Origin of the sequence: Acinetobacter sp. TG2027 (assembly GCF_000302435.1) — a bacterium.
GTDB classification, from domain to species: Bacteria; Pseudomonadota; Gammaproteobacteria; order Pseudomonadales; family Moraxellaceae; genus Acinetobacter; species Acinetobacter pittii.
This window is the reverse complement of the sequence record NZ_AMJN01000040.1, coordinates 144,703-160,034: the sequence shown is the minus strand read 5'-3', so window position 1 is coordinate 160,034 and position 15,332 is coordinate 144,703. Positions and strand designations below refer to the sequence as shown.

At 36.5% G+C, this 15,332-nt stretch carries 13 protein-coding genes and 1 pseudogene; 4 read left to right on the top strand and 10 right to left on the bottom strand.

Annotation, left to right across the window (positions count from 1 at the left end; translation table 11 throughout):
- Positions 1–72: 72 nt before the first annotated feature.
- Entirely contained in the window at positions 73–645 is a 573-nt protein-coding gene (locus B806_RS0110415; RefSeq protein ID WP_017402995.1) for a TetR/AcrR family transcriptional regulator, read from the bottom strand.
- A gap of 677 nt (positions 646–1,322) precedes the next feature.
- Positions 1,323–2,414, bottom strand: a complete 1,092-nt coding sequence (locus B806_RS0110410; RefSeq protein WP_017386484.1) for a DUF6670 family protein — start codon at positions 2,412–2,414, stop codon at positions 1,323–1,325.
- A gap of 413 nt (positions 2,415–2,827) precedes the next feature.
- Between B806_RS0110410 and B806_RS19935 the strand changes: the two genes are divergently transcribed.
- Positions 2,828–3,061 (top strand): hypothetical protein, encoded by a 234-nt coding sequence (locus tag B806_RS19935; protein WP_016806139.1) that lies wholly within the window; start codon positions 2,828–2,830, stop codon positions 3,059–3,061.
- Positions 3,062–3,150: 89 nt separating this feature from the next.
- Here B806_RS19935 and csuE read toward each other — a convergent pair whose 3' ends face one another.
- From csuE to csuAB, 6 genes are all read right to left on the bottom strand, one after another.
- Positions 3,151–4,170 (bottom strand): Csu fimbrial tip adhesin CsuE, encoded by a 1,020-nt coding sequence (gene csuE, locus B806_RS0110400; protein WP_017402994.1) that lies wholly within the window; start codon positions 4,168–4,170, stop codon positions 3,151–3,153.
- Positions 4,167–6,665: a Csu fimbrial usher CsuD gene (csuD, locus tag B806_RS0110395; RefSeq protein WP_017402993.1), complete on the bottom strand. Its 2,499-nt coding sequence runs from the start codon at positions 6,663–6,665 to the stop codon at positions 4,167–4,169. Before csuD ends, csuE begins: the two co-directional genes overlap by 4 nt.
- Positions 6,662–7,495, bottom strand: a complete 834-nt coding sequence (gene csuC, locus B806_RS0110390; protein ID WP_153565637.1) for a Csu fimbrial biogenesis chaperone CsuC — start codon at positions 7,493–7,495, stop codon at positions 6,662–6,664. The genes csuD and csuC overlap by 4 nt, the downstream gene beginning before the upstream one ends.
- The gene (locus tag B806_RS0110385; protein ID WP_017386488.1) at positions 7,489–8,007 is read right to left on the bottom strand and encodes a spore coat U domain-containing protein; all 519 of its coding nucleotides are present in this window, start codon (positions 8,005–8,007) and stop codon (positions 7,489–7,491) included. Before B806_RS0110385 ends, csuC begins: the two co-directional genes overlap by 7 nt.
- 4 nt (positions 8,008–8,011) lie before the next feature.
- Positions 8,012–8,560 carry a spore coat protein U domain-containing protein gene (locus tag B806_RS0110380; RefSeq protein ID WP_017386489.1) on the bottom strand — a complete coding sequence of 183 codons (549 nt, stop codon included), beginning with the start codon at positions 8,558–8,560 and terminating at the stop codon, positions 8,012–8,014.
- A gap of 73 nt (positions 8,561–8,633) precedes the next feature.
- Positions 8,634–9,170 carry a Csu fimbrial major subunit CsuAB gene (csuAB, locus tag B806_RS0110375; RefSeq protein WP_002049140.1) on the bottom strand — a complete coding sequence of 179 codons (537 nt, stop codon included), beginning with the start codon at positions 9,168–9,170 and terminating at the stop codon, positions 8,634–8,636.
- A 583-nt stretch (positions 9,171–9,753) separates the two neighbouring features.
- Here csuAB and B806_RS0110370 point away from each other — a divergent pair.
- From B806_RS0110370 to B806_RS0110360, 3 genes are all read left to right on the top strand, one after another.
- On the top strand, positions 9,754–10,392 hold the full coding sequence (locus B806_RS0110370) for a TetR/AcrR family transcriptional regulator (RefSeq protein ID WP_017386490.1): 639 nt from the start codon (positions 9,754–9,756) through the stop codon (positions 10,390–10,392).
- A 173-nt stretch (positions 10,393–10,565) separates the two neighbouring features.
- Positions 10,566–10,967: a DoxX-like family protein gene (locus B806_RS0110365; protein WP_017402991.1), complete on the top strand. Its 402-nt coding sequence runs from the start codon at positions 10,566–10,568 to the stop codon at positions 10,965–10,967.
- Positions 10,968–10,997: 30 nt separating this feature from the next.
- On the top strand, positions 10,998–11,831 hold the full coding sequence (locus B806_RS0110360) for an SDR family oxidoreductase (RefSeq protein WP_017386492.1): 834 nt from the start codon (positions 10,998–11,000) through the stop codon (positions 11,829–11,831).
- Between the two features lie 149 nt (positions 11,832–11,980).
- On the opposite strand, the pseudogene B806_RS0110355 reads toward B806_RS0110360, so the two are convergent.
- Both B806_RS0110355 and gltS read right to left on the bottom strand, forming a co-directional pair.
- A pseudogene (locus tag B806_RS0110355) lies at positions 11,981–13,815 on the bottom strand (monovalent cation:proton antiporter-2 (CPA2) family protein).
- 195 nt (positions 13,816–14,010) lie between these two features.
- On the bottom strand, positions 14,011–15,246 hold the full coding sequence (gene gltS, locus B806_RS0110350) for a sodium/glutamate symporter (RefSeq protein WP_017386494.1): 1,236 nt from the start codon (positions 15,244–15,246) through the stop codon (positions 14,011–14,013).
- Between the last annotated feature and the right edge of the window lie 86 nt (positions 15,247–15,332).

Here is a 15,332-nt window from a genome sequence, read left to right as displayed (position 1 = left end):
GCACCTATATAAAGTGAGGCTCTAGCAGCCTCACTTTTTCCTTTCTGTTCTTTAATTTGCTATTTCAGTTTTTCAATTTAATGGTTCAATTTGAACATTTATCTTTAAAAAGTAAGTCAGCAACTCATCAGGCTCTTCATTTTGGCTTGAACCTAAAAGCCCAAAAATCGCACCATCAATCATAAATACAAAAATATCCGATTCTTCATACGTAGCCCTTTTTTTAGATTCTCGCAGAACCCAGAAAATTTCATTTTTAAGCCATCGCCTATAGCGAATTGCGGTTTGATATGCATTTGGATAAAGCTGTTTAATTTCAAAAATCGCTTTAAACAACAGGTAATACGCCCCTTTTAAGTCCGCATGTAAAAGGTAAATTTGTCTAAGCGTAAGAGACAAATCTGGATATTGACGAGATTCACTTATCGCTCTCACTTTTTCTTTTAAGTGTTCTTTTTGAACCAACAAACACATTTCAACCAGTCTTTCTTTGGAGTGAAAGTAGTTGTAAAAAGTGGCTTTAGAAATTTTAGTCTCACTAACAATTCGGTCCACCCCGACTTTGTTGAAGCCATATTGTTTAAATAAATCTGCTGCTGTGTAAAGCGCTCGCGTTGCTCTAAATGAAACTTCTAAATTTTTCATGTATACCGCTTAAAATAATTTTTTGTTGTATATAAAAGAGATAGAAATGCCGTCACTCTTAAAATGAGTGCTAAATACAGGCATGCAAAAACCGCACAATAATGGTGTGCTCACCTATCTCTGGTTTATTGTTGCTATGTTTTAGTCGTAACGATTCTTAAGGTGTAGAAACCTATAGTCGGTTAAATCGTTTTAAAGACTGTTTAAACGGTATGGATAGAGAGAATTTGGCAAAGGTTGCCAACGAGAGAGAAGAAATAGTACGCATAACGGCGGACTCCTTTTGATTTAGAAGAGTCTTACCAATTACTGCTAAATAATGGTGGCAAGACTAGAAGGGTTAGCAGACTGGTACAAAAGGAAACCAGCACACCCGAAGGTGTCCCTCCTAGCCTCACCATAAAGGCGTGACTTAAGAGAACGCACAAAAACCAAAACAGCATTGTTGTGCGCCTTTTGTAGACGGTCTGCTAAAACCGACTGGCAATGTAGGCCAGCAGGCAAAGGATAGTGCCCAACCCTATTTCAGTCAAGCACACAAAATGACATCTGTTTTAAAATAGATCATTAAAAAGTAAGGATAAATAATTAAAATCTATTGTTAAATTGAGTTTATAAAACAGATATTTTCTAGTTCGCTTAAAGCTGTAGATAAACAACTAAGTTTTAAAACGATTTTATCTTCGGTCAATATATTCCATATAGCCCCTTCCTACTAATGGCTGATCATAGAACTCACCTTGCCATGCATAAGAAGAAACGAAACCAGCAGCCAATCCAAAACAATATGGAGTGTCTACATGTGCTGAAATATCTAGAACCTTTTGATTGTTGTGATAAGCAGCCCAGCGAAAAGTATTTGGTAAACTCATTGGAAAACCATCAGGTGTAATCTGTGGTTCTTCTTGAAGACTGGTTACTTCAAAAAGTATATCGCCGTTGTATTGGATTGATGTTCCATCAATATGACGATAGTAAACAGAAGTCAAAATGGGTTGGTCTTCATAGCAAATAAAAGCCAGTAATAACTGCTGTTCATTGTCAATATTAATAACTTGATAGCTAAAGACTTTTACAGGGAGTTGAATATTCTCAACTAACCATTTGTTTTTGAGCATTGAGGTCGCTACAGCTTTCCAAGACTCAAGCGTACAAAGCCCTTGAACAGTCTCACTATTGCCTTTTTGTTTAATGTAGCCTTCATAATGCATCAAGACACTGAAATGTTTATAAAAAGTACTATAGGCAAACCATGAAATAGCTTTAGTAGGCTTTAAATGAAGTTCTAGTTCTAAATCTTCTCTTTTAGTAATTAATATAAATCCATCACCATCCTCATGCATGACACTTTGATTGTCAAAATTAATAGCGAAAGGAGTTTGGTTAAACTTGATATCATTTTTGATTGAAAATGTCCTGTAGGCCTCAGGCGTTGTCGATAATGCTGTTCCATGTACCAAAGAAGCTGTATCCCCTTTTCCATCTTTAGACATTTGATAGTTGGTATCTGTAATCGTAAATCCAACATAACCTAATACCGAAGCCCAAGATAAATATCGAAATGGTTCAGGTAAGTCAGGAATCATGACCCCGTAATGTGTACTACCAAAGCGCTTATAAAGCGTATGAGGACTGAGTTCAAACTCTTTTGGCAATGTTGCTTGTCGTTCTGGTGTAACAGCTCCCAACAATGAGCCTGAAAGTTTGGCAACCTTTTGATTGGCTTTGTCTTTAAAACTCTTTGGTAATCTATCGCTTGAGATTAACATTTTTAAGATCCTTTATTTTTATCTACTTAAAAAATTAAGTTCCATATTAGAACTTGATAATTTGCAATTGAATGTTAATAAAGGACATCTTGATCTAAGCAAATGCACTAAAACAAAAAAGCCAACTCTTTCGAATTAGCCCTAATTACCTCACGACCACGTCTGTGAAAATTGCTTTTGATTTTATTGTTCGCAACAATCTTCATCAATTTTTGTTATGACTTTAAATTAACCTTTCTTTGTGACAATCCGATTAAAAAAACATCCAAAATCTCTCCTAAACAAACTTCATACATAAAATATGTGTTTTAGAGAACTACATCACAATTTATATAGCTGTACATTTTAAAGGCATATTCCGCTAAACGACTAAGTCTATTATGCTTAAGTCATCTAATTGTTAAGTATGTATGATGGAACAGCAAACTTTATTACAAGAACTGAACTCACTCATTGAATACTACTCAAAAAGAACCGATTGCCCGCCTACTCGTATACGTATCGGCTATAGGGCTTATGCAAAATTGATGCAGTGCCCGCCTTTTGCAGATGAAGTGATGAACTCAGCCCTAGATCCAAATAAGCGAAAATATAAGAAGTTAAAAATTAAAATTACCAAAGATGATAATCAATTGGAACTGGAATAGGTTTATAAGAACCAGAAATTTCATATTCTATTTAAAGACAAAAAGCCCATGAACTGAGCTTTTATCTTTCACACCAAACCAAACAAATTTTAAAACTCGACTTGTACCGTGACCGTGTCTTGATAAGTTCCCGCAGGGATCGTGTCTGCATTTTCATCAACAATTTTTGTGGTAAACACATAGCTCTGCTGCGTCACTCCGTTATGTACACCGGGGTTAAGAGTCGCATTTAAACTCGACCAACGCTCGTTACCACTTCCCCATCGATCATTCGATGAGTTCTTGAAAATATCGTATTTTAAAAATGTATTACCAGTTTGCGACTTCATAGCTCGTTGGTCGCCATTTTGAGGGGAAAGTCCATTATTTAAACTGACATAGTATGGGGTATTTACCGAGCAACGGATTCCCATAGAAGACTGGACAGGTTCAAGCTTGGAAGCAAACGCTGCTGTACCAAAGTTTACGTCTTGAGCTAAAATTCGACAGTCCGGAAGTACAGTAATTGACAGTGAACCAAGCGAGTCTGTTCCAGTTCCCCAGTTAAAACCGATACCCAATACCCCGCGTTTAAATCCTGGGCTTTCAAAGAATATACCGATTCCGGCAATAGCAACCCCTGGTACCGAATAGAACCATTTTACTTTTAACGGTGAATCAGCCTGATAAACACCAGGTGATACGCTTTGCCCAGCCGGAAGGCGTATATAAAAAGGCAAATTACCATCTGGCCCGCTAAAAAGATTGACCAGTGTAAAGCTACTCATGTCTTTTTCTTGGCCTAAGCTAATGATTTCATTGTTACTATCTAAAATAACAGCATTGAGCTTTTCTCCGGTTTGAGCGTTGGTAAACGAATTCGACATTTGTTCAACTCGATATTTTAGATATGTCATGTTTGCTAAAGCCAGACTAAAACCCGTACATGACAAACCAGAATTAAACTGTGAAGAATTCTCACCGTTTTCCATTAGGTAAATAGACGGAACCGAAATAGTAGATGAACCGGAAGCACTCACACTACATGCAGCATGAGCCAAATTTCCAGCCAACATCAGTCCAGAAAACATACATAAATGGCTGAGTAATTTTTTTGTTTTTATTTTCATGGTAAAGATACCTCATGACACGTAACAGGCTTAACCACCACAATTTGTTGCTTGGCTTGCTCTACATCTACAGAAAAATCTGCCTTACATACGCTCTGATCCGAACGTTGAACAGTTACGGTATTGTTCGCTTTTAAATTTTCTAAATAGACAATGCCATCCATTCCCACATAAGACGACTCTTGGTCAGCTCTATGCACGATTGAACCAACAGGTATCGGTTTGCCGTCTGCTTGAGTTAAATAAACGTTAGCAGAAATAGACTGATGAACTGGGAACTTAATCACAACACCCGAGCCGCGTTTAGCAGCAATACGTTGTTCAACTTGCGTGATTGTAAAGTTTGAAGGTAAATCGATTGGGTCGACGCTATATTTACCCGAATAATAAGGCGTCACCGATGGCACAAAAATATGGCCTTTTTTATTACTACGACCAATTAAACTGTTTTCGTATCTAACCAAAACATCTGGTACTTGGTTGGTATCGACCAATGCAAAAGAATCGCCTAAACGGTTTGAAGCAAATATCTCACCCCCCATATAAATAACTGAACCAGATAGACCAAACCAATAGTTATAGTCATGGTTTCCAGACATACCAAAGTCGGTATTGATATAACCATTGCGGTAATTGACACGTGCCTGATTTAAATCTTCACTATTTTCATTAAAGCGTCGGGTCAAGTCGACACCCACACCACCCTCAGACGGTACAGAACGGTTGAAATTAACATAACCCGTATCGCCCTCTTTATTAAATGCATAACCCGAGTTCACAGTCGCGTTTCGTTGGAACAGTGGTATCGAAAGCTGAAATGCAGCACTCCACTCTTTTTCGATAAAGTCACGGTTGGCACTTAATGAAACGGTCACACCATTCATATAAGTCGGTAAAACAGGTGCCCATGACAAGTTTAAGAAGCGGTTTTTAAAGTCATTCGCCTTAGTATTAATATAACCGACGCCAAATGTGCCTGAGTTTTTGGTCGCAAAGTAAGTATTGGCCGTTAAGCTTTTATTGCTATTGACCGAAATTAAATTGCTATATTGCAGCCGTGAAAGATCGGTATATTCATCATCGCGCTGGTTATGGTTAATACTAAAACCAAACCGATTACGGTTATAGCTGTACCCGACCGTATATTGATTACCCTCTAAATCTTTAGCTCGATCTTCAGACATAGACTTATCGGCCTTACTTTGGCTAAAAGAAGCACTCAGCACACCTAAGTTTGCAAGCTTGAGTACAGACCCTGCACCCAATAGCTGTAAGTCTGAAGAAAGTTCTGTGCGACCTTCTACAGTAAACCAGTCATTGACCCCATAACGGGCATCGGCTGCACTTGCAAATTTTCCATAAGAAAAGTTCTTAAGTCCGTACTCTTCACGGATTTTCCCTAAAGACAATGAGTAATCAAATAAGCCGGGCTTGAGCAAAGTATTAGAAATATAAAATGGGACCGCTGTTGTAACCTGACGTCCGACTGCATCGGTCGTGACCACAACGGCTTCCCCTTTACCATTAATAAAAGGAACATTGTTTAAAATAAATGGTCCAGACTGTACCTCTGTTGAACTGGTCTTTTGACCATTAATAATTAAATCGACTGTACTTGGCAACGCGGCTTGCCCAATAAACTGTGGCAATGGATAGGTAATTAAATCGGGGCGAGTTGAATAATTTCTCTGTACCTGAAAACCACCTAGACGGACAGAACTTCCCCAAGTCGTTTTACTACCTGTAATAATGTCACCTAGTACAAAAGATGTAGCGTTATTTTGGTTATCAAATTGCCAAGATGTGTCATAACGACGATAGCCGTCATTGTCTAAAGACTCGGCGTTACCTTCATTTTTGTATTGATTTTTGACATAGACACCAGAGTTTTTAATAACCCCTAACGGAGAGAAAAAACGCTGCTCAGTAAATAAACTACTGGTTGAACCACCTTGATAGGGTCTATAAGTATAAAAATCATAGTTATTGAGCAGCCCTATACCAGACTGAGCAACGACAGGCTTATACCATGAGTCTTTACCTAAAACTTGAGTCGGCATCCAAGCAGGTGGAAAGTTAAGCTTAAAATATTGGTTTGATGATTGATATTCATAGCTTACATCTTTCAACTTATCTAAAGATATCCAGTCACTTGCATCACCACTAAACCCCAAAGTTAAGATATCTTGATTGGTTAAAGCAGTCTCGTTGTTTGTTAGTAGCTCCTGAGGAATTTGAATTTCTAACTCATCGATCAGCTTGTTTTTTTGTATGAAGTACTCATCATTTTTAACAATGACGGGCACAACCTGCTGAACTGAATATTGGTTTACAACCAAGTCTAGATATAGCTTAAACAATTGATTAATTTCGTTAATATCTTTCGGTGGTGGAGGCAAATCGCCAGCAACAGCAACATTTGGAATATTTAAGCATCCACCCGACAACAAAATTAGCAAAATACTTTTGCATAAATTATTATGCCGAAGGATCATGTTGGATCCTCCATTTTGGTGATTTCGATCAACTCTTGTTTTATGCCAGAGCTATCAACACCATAAATTTTAGAAGTTTTTAACAATTCATTTGCAGTCGACTTATCAATAGCAAACTTCACGGTACTATTCGATAAAACATAGCCAAAAGCAGCTTTCCCTAAAGAAATATCATTGCCAGTTTTTGAAGTTTTAAGTGCCGAAAGACGCGCAAATTTCTGTCCATTATTTTTTAAATATAGCTCAGACTGGCCTTTGTCATTGTTGCGGACGGACCACTGTAAAACGGGTTTGGCTAAAGGATTTTTAGCATTCGCTTTTTGGCTCTCTTCAGTTAAACCACTACCCAGACCTTTTCCATAGGCAAATAACGGAATTGAGTAACGCATTTGGAAACTCACTTTAGAAGCGTCTTGCTCGTTTCCATCAGACAAGCGAATCGGTAACTCATCTACAATCAACCGATATGACTGTTCCTTGCCATCTGGCAAATTGACGCTTTTGGTTAAACGAAGCATATGCTTCTCACCTGCTTTAATTTTAGCTACAGGCGGGCTTGGTATAATTTCGGATTGCTCATTATAGTTATCTTCTAAGCCATCTTGATTCCATTTAAACACCCGAATTTGCACCATCGCATCGGTCTTGCCGGTATTTTGAAGCCAAACCGCTGTTGCTTTTTCATTGGCTTCAATTTTTGGATAAATGGGCCAAATTAAAAAAGTTGCTTGCGCCATCACAGGTGTAACAAGTGATAATGTACTTGCAAATAAAAAAGATTTTAAAATGCCATTTTTAATAAATGCAGAATTGTTCATACAAATCACCATGTAATCATTATTGAAACAGTATCTTTATAAATTCCAGCAGTATGTGGTTCATTATTATTTTCTAAATCAACGACACCATATATTTCAAAATTTGCCAGACGGTTTGTAAGCGTTGTGGCAGGTAATAAATATTTATTACCGACAACATATTCAGTAGACAAACTGCTAGAGTTATATAATTTATAAGGCAAATAATTCGAAGATGAACCATTTTTCATACGCCTTATATTATTCTGTAGATTTTCACCACCATCTATAGAAATACTAACGGGCAAGCTTTCAGTACAACGAATATTCCAAGATTCTTTGCTATTTATAATATTAGAAACGACTTTATCTTTTGATAAAGCTGAATACTGACCAAAATCAATTTTTTGTTCGATATTATCTATTGAGCATCCATTTTCAATTTTAGCCTGAACTTTAAAACTAGAATTTAATTGAGGGTCTACCGCATATACAAATGGACTTACAGATAGCAATAATATTGCTTTAAAATAAAAATATTTCATTTTCTTAAAACTCAATTGTAATTGGAACTATATCTGTATACTCACCCTTAGATATACGACCACCATCGTGTATGGCTTGACCAAAAATATCGATATTCTTTTTAGTATTCATATCATTAAGAATAAAAGCATCATTCGCTCTAATCACTTGTTTATCTAAACCATAAAGCAAGTTATAAGCAACAAAATCCCTACCATTACTTAATGCATGATAATAATTTTGTGAAAAATAAGCAGGAACTTTACTATCATTATTTCCAGAACCAAATATTATTTTTACGGTAGAAATACCAGCGCACTGTATCTGTAAACCAGAGTTTCCATTATTTATCAAACTTGCATCAATTACCCCATTAAAACCAGTTGAGGTTTCACCAAAATCAACAGTTCCGAAATTTAAATTTGTCGCATTATTTTCAACAACTTTATTATTAATAGAACAAGAAGGTAATAATTCAATTTGATTTGTTAACTTTGCTCCAATTTCACCAGCATTTAATGAAGAAATTAAAAAATAAGAAATTATAAATATAGAACCGCGATTAAATATCATCTCCCCTCCATTTAAAACAGGTTCACTCGCTTTTAAGTAAACCTGCCACTCAATTAATTATTTCTTTTTATATTTAGAAATTTACAGTAACTAATAGAGTATCTTTATAATCACCTTGAGCTTTTGCTGTGCCAGTGTTTGGAGCAATTGCACCGAAAATTGGTACCGCTGTAGCTTGGCCACTCACTGTAGTGAACTGTTGTGGCTGGTTTACAACATAAAGGTTTGTACGAGCAGCATCGCGGTAAACGTTATATGCAACTACATCAGCAGAAGCAGTATTTTTTAAAGTACGGTCTGTACGTTCACCACCATCAATTGCAACTGTAAAATCAACAGGATCCGTGCCGTCACAAGTCACAGAAATATTACCGCCTGTTGCTGCTGAAGCGACTTCAGCTGTTAATACGTTGTTCCAAGTACCAGAAGTTTTACCAAAATCTAAAGTACCAAACTTGTTCATATTCCCTTCAGTTTGACTACCACCTACAGTACAGCCTGTTGAGATATTTAATTTAACGTCAACCTGTCCAGTAACAGCCGCTTGAGTATTTACCGCATAACCAGCAACTATTAATGCTGCAAGAAGTGATTTCTGAATGTTTTTCATATTCATAACCTACATATATAATGATTAGTTTTGTAGAACAAAATGAATCAAACTCAATAAATAAAATATGTCCAATTTGTTTTATATATAAAACAAACTACCTTTTACTATTGTGTGATTCTTTTCACAATTTAATAACAATTATTTAACTTGTATACACACATTACAAAAAGACTATGTTTACTTATTTAAAATTCTTTCTTTAACAGTTAAAAAAACACCTAACTAAATACCCACCCCTACTTTAAAAAAAAGTCCAAGAAATAGAGAAAATAAATATCATCTATCAAATAAAAATTAGTCAATATTTATTCAAATACAATAATTTATAGATTCAATAAAATCATAAGAAACTCATTATTATTTAAACAGGTCACACGACCTATTTTAACTATTACTTAAGAGACAAAAATAAGTCACTCGACCTATTTTTTAATTTTAGATTAGGTCATATGACCGATATTAAAAAATTATAGGTCACATGACCTATAATTAGTTTAATAGAATTTAAATATTTTATTTATATTTTTCTAATTTCATGGTTTAGAATGCCTTTTTTTAAATAGTACTTACAGGCTGGATAATGATCAAAATTGATACCTTTGATACTATGCAAATAAAGAAGTCCTTTACCACACTAAAAGGACAAGAAAGAGTAAAGCAAATCTTAAAAAATGCTGAGATAGTTTTTCTTACCAAAGGTTATTCTGGTTTTAGTATGCGAGGAGTTGCAGCTCAATCGAATATTAGTTTAAGTACCTTACAGCATTACTTTCAAAATAAAGATAGTTTATTAAAAGCTTTACTCGATAAATTAATTTTCGACTACATACAGCGTATAGAAATTTTAATCAACTTAAATGCAAATGAGCCACCCTTGCATCGGTTTATGAATATTATCGCTAATATAATATATGAAATAGAACAACCGGTCATTACGCATACATTTAAAGAGGTGTTTTCTATTTCAGATCACTTACCCTATGTATATGATTCCTTATCAATGATACAAAAGTATAATTTTGAACTTATATATAAAATTATACTCCCTATTCATAATAAAATCTCATCAGAAGAATACAAAGAAAGAGCCATGATTATAATTACACAGCTCAACGGTTATTTAGTTCAATATTCAAACAAAAATACAGATGAATGCTATAGACAATTTCTAAGAAATATACTTTTAAAAAATATATCAAGATTAGTTAGTGAACCATAAAATTAAAAACATAGGAGTATTTCTCCTATGTTTTAATATAAAATTTTCCTATCATATCCCTACATTAATGTTAAAAAACAAGCTAATCTTATTAGCTATTGAAGAATAAATTAAATCAAAACATAATAGTCGCAATGATCAAAATTGAAACTTCAATCTTTTAGAGAATCTTAATGGATAATGCTAAGGCATTAAAATTTATAAGCTTTATGCTCGCTTTCTTGTGGTTTTATCAAGGACTGGTTCCTAAACTAATCTTTATTAACTCTGATGAAATATTTGTATGGCAAACCATCGGACTTTCTTTTAAGTATGCAAAACTTGCAGGGCGCGCGAGCGGTATAGCTGAAATTATTTTTGGTTTATTGTTTCTTTTTTATACTCATAAATATATTCACTATTTAAGTATTTTAGGTTTATTCGGTTTACTATTCTTAATTGGTTTTTTAAAACCTTCTACACTTATCTCGCCTTATAACCCTATCGTAATGAATATTTCGATGATAAGTTTATCAATTATCTATTTGCTTTTATTAAAAGAGCAAACAACTCATTTTCATAAAGCTGCTCAATAGCGTTAATTTTAAAAAAATTTAGAGATTTCAATGAGTTTATCTAGTCGTGAAGTTGGCTGCGTAGTCATCACTGGAAGCACAAAAGGTATAGGTTTAGCACTCGCCCACGCTTTTTTAGATCTGGGATGTTCAGTTGTCATCGCTGGACGAAACGCGGAGCATCTTAAGCATGCTCTCACTCACCTAGAAAATCATTTTAGTAAAAAAAAATTTATTGGTTCATGCTGTGATGTGACACAAATTGCAGATTTACAAGCCTTATGGCAGGGAGCAATTCAGCATTTTGGACAAGTAAATGTGTGGATTAATAACGCAGGCAGCTGCCACCCAACGAAAGAGTTTATTGACCTTCAGTCAGATGAATTAAATGCAGCAGTTTCAACTAATATTTTGGGCACAATGCTTGGTTCGCAAGTAGCTCTAAAAGGCATGCTCCGACAAGGGTATGGCCAAATTTTTAACATGGAAGGTTGGGGAAGCAACGGAGAATGGAGTCCGGGAATGACCCCCTATGCGACCACTAAACAAGCAGTAAGTTATTTTAGCAAAGCACTTTATAAAGAGACCAAATCGACTTCTATTTTAACTGGTACGCTCAGCCCCGGTATGGTCGCAACCGATCTGTTAGTTTCGTCTTGGACCAATGGCGACGTACAACACTGGAAAAAGATGAAGCGCTTATTTTTCTTTGTGATTGATCCGCCAGAAGTTGTTTGTTCATATTTAGCAAAACAAATTATTCAAAACAAGAAAACCAATCGACGCATCGCATGGATGACGCCTTGGAAGCTTTTCCTTAGATTTTTACAACCCTATTATTGGCGCAGAAACCCAGTTAAAGGTACGGCTTTAGAGCGTTTGTAATCGGGTTTATGAATATAACTAAAAATCTAACTTTAATAAGGTCAAATGATTTGATTGGCAAACGGATGGAATTTAGCAACTTAAGGTACTTCCACCAATAAAAATACTCAGTAAAAGCTTTTCTAAAAAACTCTTACTGAGCTTTATGACTAATCCACACCCTCATTCTCTGAAGTATCTTCTTTATTTAAAATCCGCCCTTCTTGTTTTGGTCGAATCAATGGCGCAGTTGGTCTTGGATGATGAGTATGTGTATATTGCATACCTGCTCCCGCATTGACGTCATCTGCCGCGATTTCAGTTTCAAAACGCTCATTATCCAAATCTCGAATTTCCTCGGTAATTCTTTCAACCTCATCTTCATCCACACCAAGTTCTTGCAAAATCACACCGCCAAACTTAATTGCAGATTCAAACGTTTCACGAATCATAAAGTCCACTTTTTGTTTAACTAAATGCAGTGAATGCTCACGGTCATATGAACGGACTAATAATTTTGCCAATGGAAATTCATGGGTCACGAGTTCTACAATTCTATTGGTCGTTTCCTTGCTCTCTACACACACCACAATCGCTTGTGCTGTTGCCGCGCCAGACGCATGCAGAATATCTAGACGGCAGCCATCTCCATAATAAATTTTAAAACCAAATTTTTCGGCGTTTCGAATCATGTCGGTATTATTATCAATAATGGTGACATCGACACCTCTTGCTAACAATAATTGACTGGTGACCTGTCCAAAGCGCCCAAAACCAATCATTAAAACACTACCACTTAGCCCGTCGGCAATATTGATGTTTTCTAATGAAACCTTCGTTTTTGCTTGAGTAAAACGTTTGAAAATAATACCGACAATTGGGGTCAACACCATTGAAAGCACAACAATGGCGGTTAAATTAGATTTAACGGTACTATCAATAACTTGTGCACTTAACGCGGCGGAGAAAAGTACAAAGGCAAACTCACCTCCTTGAGCCATGAGCAAAGCGCGATCCAACGCTTCAGTATGAGAGCTTTTCGTTACTCGAGCGACTATATAAATCATGAGCGCTTTGACAAACATCAGGGCAATTACGCCACTCACAATAAGTTGCCAGTTCTGAGCAACTACCGATAAGTCCAGTGACATGCCGACCCCAAGGAAAAACAGGCCCAGTAATATTCCTCGGAACGGTTCAATATCCGCTTCAATTTGATGTCTAAATGTTGATTCAGATAAAAGTACACCCGCCAAGAAAGCACCCATCGCCATGGACAAACCGCTGACTTGCATCAGTAACGCTGCACCCAACACCACCAATAATGCGGCGGCAGTCATGACTTCTCGGGCTTTAGCAGCAGCCAAAAGTCTAAATAATGGGTTTAGTAACCAATACCCTGCCGCAATAAGCCCTGCAATTGCGAGTAAACCAATTCCTATATTTTCTAATCGTACCGATGTGCTTTCGATCACATGATTCGGTGCCATAAAAGCAACTATAGCCAGCAATGGCACAATAATAAATCTTCAAAAAGTAAGATGGCTACAATTTTTTGCCCACGGGGTTGAGTCAGATCACCCCGATCACCCAATAACTGCATCACAATCGCAGTCGAGGTTAAGACGAACCCTGCCGCACCAATAAAAGCAACTTGCCATGTAAAGCCAAATAACAGCCCAACGCCAGTCAAAGCCAGCGCGCAAATAATAATCTGTAGCGTACCAAGGCCAAAAATTTCACGTCTAAGGCTCCACAAGTGTGATGGTTGCATTTCCAAACCAATCACAAAGAGGTACATCACAATTCCTAACTCGGCAATATGCAAAATTGCGGCAGAATCTTGAAAAAAAGCAAAACCGAATGGGCCAATAATTAGACCCGCAATTAAATAACCAAGTACTGAACCTAAACCAATACGTTTAAAAATAGGAACTGCAATGACAGCCGCTGCCAATAAAACTACGGGGGCAACCAAGCTAATTGAATGTGCTTCTGAGCTCATACATTTCTCATTTTATTTATCTGCAATTTATTCTATGTGAAACTAGGTTTAAGGGCGATTATTAGTTTTGAGAAAAAGCATCCTAAAAATAAAATGACTAAATTATTCGGAAATAAAAATTGGACCTAGAAATACGAATCAAATATTCATAGACAAACACCCATAAAAAAAAGCCCTTACGGGCTTTTTTTTATATTAGGCAATAAATTTCAGCATGAGCTGAATGACTGTCGCATTAATTAAGTCGACAAAGAATGCGCCACAAAGCGGAACAATCAAGAAAGCCTTATGCGATGGACCATACATGTTAGTAATGGCTTGCATATTTGCCACGGCTGTTGGTGTTGCACCCATACCGAAACCACAATGACCTGCTGCCAATACTGCCGCATCATAGTTTTTGCCCATAACACGGAACGTCACAAATGCCGCATATAAAGCCATCGTAATGGTTTGCGCACCTAAAATTACAACTAACGGGCCAGCTAGGTCGGCAAGTTGCCAAAGTTTTAACGAAAGCAATGCCATGGCTAAATAAAGTGACAAAGACGCATTACCAAATACATCAATCGCACGGTCAAAAATATCAATTTTCAACACGCTTTCTAAAATGTTTCTTAAAATTACGCCGCCACCAAGTGCCCAAACGAAAGTTGGTAACTCAAACCACGTTCCCTTACTAAAACCAGTCATAAATTCAGCAAACGCTAAACATGCTGCAAACATACCCAGTGTGGTAATTGCATTATCGGCAGTAATTAAACGAACTTGATGTGGGTTTTCAAAAGGAGCTAAATCATCTGAATTTTGTTCAAGATGTGTGTCACGATTTTGGATTTCAGCGTTAGTTTTTGGTTGAGCAAGACTGTAACGATTAATGAGTAATTTCGCTAACGGCCCACCAATCACACCACCAATAATCAAGCCAAAGGTCGCACTCGCCATACCTAATGCTAAAGCACCCTGAATACCATGCTGGGTTTCTAAAATTTCACCCCATGCGCCAGCTGTACCATGACCACCTGTTAAGGTAATTGAACCTGCAATCAAACCAATAAGTGGGTCAAGACCCAATAATGTCGCAAGGCTCATACCAACAGCATTTTGCACTACAATAAATGAGGCTACACAAATTAAGAAGATGATTAAAGCAGTGCCACCTTCTTTAAGCTTCATAAAATTGGCACTTAAACCAATTGAAGCAAAGAACACAAGCATAAAGCTGGTTTGTAATTCACTAGCAAAAACAATGCTATACCCCCATACAGAGTGAATAAGCAAGGAAACTAGAGCAGCAACCAAACCACCTGCTACGGGCTCAGGAATGTTATAACGCTGTAAAAAACTAATACGATTAACTAGAAATCGGCCTAAAAGCAAAACAATAACCGCCGAAATTAGCGTATAAAAAGCATTAAAAGTAAATTCCATATATACTACTTTCTGATTACATTCCTATTGGATTGTAAAATAATTATATTTTTATTTTTAATATGTAAAAAAAATACAAACAAACT